At 74.1% G+C, this 2,062-nt stretch carries 1 protein-coding gene and 1 pseudogene; one reads left to right on the forward strand and one right to left on the reverse strand.

The annotated features are described in order from the left end of the window. The coding region (locus ACTWQJ_RS50820; RefSeq protein WP_443313107.1) for a GAF domain-containing protein at window positions 1-1,615 on the reverse strand (1,615 nt) is incomplete at its 3' end. Window positions 1,616-1,780: 165 nt separating this feature from the next. Here ACTWQJ_RS50820 and ACTWQJ_RS50825 point away from each other — a divergent pair. Continuing rightward, window positions 1,781-2,062 (forward strand): annotated as a pseudogene (locus ACTWQJ_RS50825) (SpoIIE family protein phosphatase); the annotation flags it as partial.

Here is a 2,062-nt window from a genome sequence, read left to right on the forward strand (position 1 = left end):
CGCTGTGCCCCTGCACGTCCCCGATCACCGCCGCCGCCTGACCTTCGATCGGCACCAGGTCGTAGAAGTCGCCGCCGATGTCCATGCCCCGGGTACCCGGCAGATAGCGCGCGGCCGTGTCGATACCGGGCAGCGGCGGCAGCGAGGGCGGCAGCAGGGCCGCCTGCAGCCCGTGCGCCAGCTGGTGCTTGGCGTCGTACAGCAGGGCCCGTTCCAGCGCGAGGGCGATCAGCCCGCCGAGGCTGGTCAGCACCGCCTTCTCGTCCGCGGCGAAGACGCGCGGTTCGGGGTAGGCCAGCACGACGGTGCCCACCGGGCGTCCGGAGGCGATCAGCGGTAGATACGCCCACGCGGCGAAGCCGTCCGGAGTCGCGTGCCGGATCGGGTACAGCCGCTCCAGCTCCTCGCGGGACTCGAAGAACGCGGGCACCCCGCTGTTCAGGGCATGCGCGCCCGGCGTCGGCTCGCTCAGCGGCATCCCGTCGAACCGCTCCACGATGTGCGGGTCGGGATACCCGCGGTGCCCCAGCACATGCAGCCGGCCCGCCCGGGAACCGAACACGACGAGGGCCTGGCTGCCCACGGCCGGGGCGATCTCGTCGGCGACCAGCTGCACCACGTCCTGCACCGTCACCGCCTGGGTCAGCGCGCCCGCCAGGGTCAGCACCTGGGAGATGGTCACCAGCCGGGACGGCGATCCGCCGGCCCGCGGCAGCACCCGGCCCATCTCCGACACCCCCCGGGCCCGGCTGACCCGGACGCTCAGCCCTGTCGTACTCGGATACAGGCGGAACGACAGCCACTCGCCCGGCGGCCGCAGCGCCACGAACGACGTGGGCTGCTGGCTGATCAGCGCGGCCCGGTAACGGTCCTCGTACACGGGGTCGTTGAGCCAGGGCACCGTCGCCCACAGCTGGGTGCCGAGCAGCCGGCTGACCGGAACCCCGATCAGCTCGGCGGCCGCCGCGTTGCCGAAGGCGATACGACCGTGCAGATCGAGGGAGCACAACCCGTACGGCAGCCGTGCCACCATCCGCGCCGCCTCTATCGAGCCGAGTGTGCCGGCCACGCCCCCGGTGGGCGGCGCGGCGAGCAGATCGGGCTCCGGCAGCACCGGGCGGCTCTCCTCCGCGGCCCGCGCCAGCCGTACCGCGAGCCGTTCGCAGGCCGCTGTCAGGTGCTCGCGCTCCCGGTCGGACAGCTCGTGCGGGTGCGAGCCCGGCCAGGTCACGAACACCGCCCCGTACACGGCGGCCTCGGTGGCCACCGGCAGCGCGGCCAGCGCGAACGGATACGGCAGGACCACGGAGACGCGCGGATAGCGGCGGGCCATCTCCTCCTCGCCGGCGACCCAGATCAGCCGTTGCTCGCGCACGGCCTCGGCGACCGGGATCGGTGCGCTCAGCCCCACCCGCTCCCAGGGCGCGGCGAATGCCCGCGGCAACCCTGCCATGACCGCCATCTCCAGCACCGGCTCGTCGGCCGCGAACAGGTACACCGCGCCGGAGTGGGCGTCGACGCCGTCCATCATCGTGGCCAGCGCCAGCGACAGCAGGGGGCTGCCCGCCGGGGCCCTGCGGGCCGCCGGTGCCTGGCCGTCGGGCACACCGACCACCTCCTCGCAGCGCCACGGCACGGGACCCAGGCTCCAAATCTCCCTCGTGCGTGCCCACCGCGCACGGCGAACGGCCCCCTGGCCGGTCCCCGCACAGTGCGTGTTCGGGAGCGAGCACGGGTCACGGGGGCTGCGCGGACGCCCCATAAGCGCTGTAATACGGACGTGGTCAGTGAGGGCGGCACGGGACGCGGAACGAGAGTGCTGCGTGCCGGGGACGCCCTCACCGCGCTCATGGCCGACCCGGACTCCCCCGAACGCAGGCAGCGCGTGCTCGAACTGGCCCTCGTCTTCGCGCGGGCGACCTTCGCCGCCGCGTACACGCCCGGCGAGGACGGCGACCTGCTGTGCCTGGCCGATTCGGCCGGTGTGCCCAGGACGCTGTACGGCCTGCGCGACAGCTATCCCGTCGCCGGGCGCTCCCCGGTGGCCGAGGCCCGTCGCACG

The sequence above is a fragment of the Streptomyces sp. KR55 genome (genome assembly GCF_052245645.1).
GTDB classification, from domain to species: domain Bacteria; phylum Actinomycetota; class Actinomycetes; order Streptomycetales; family Streptomycetaceae; genus Streptomyces; species Streptomyces flavusporus.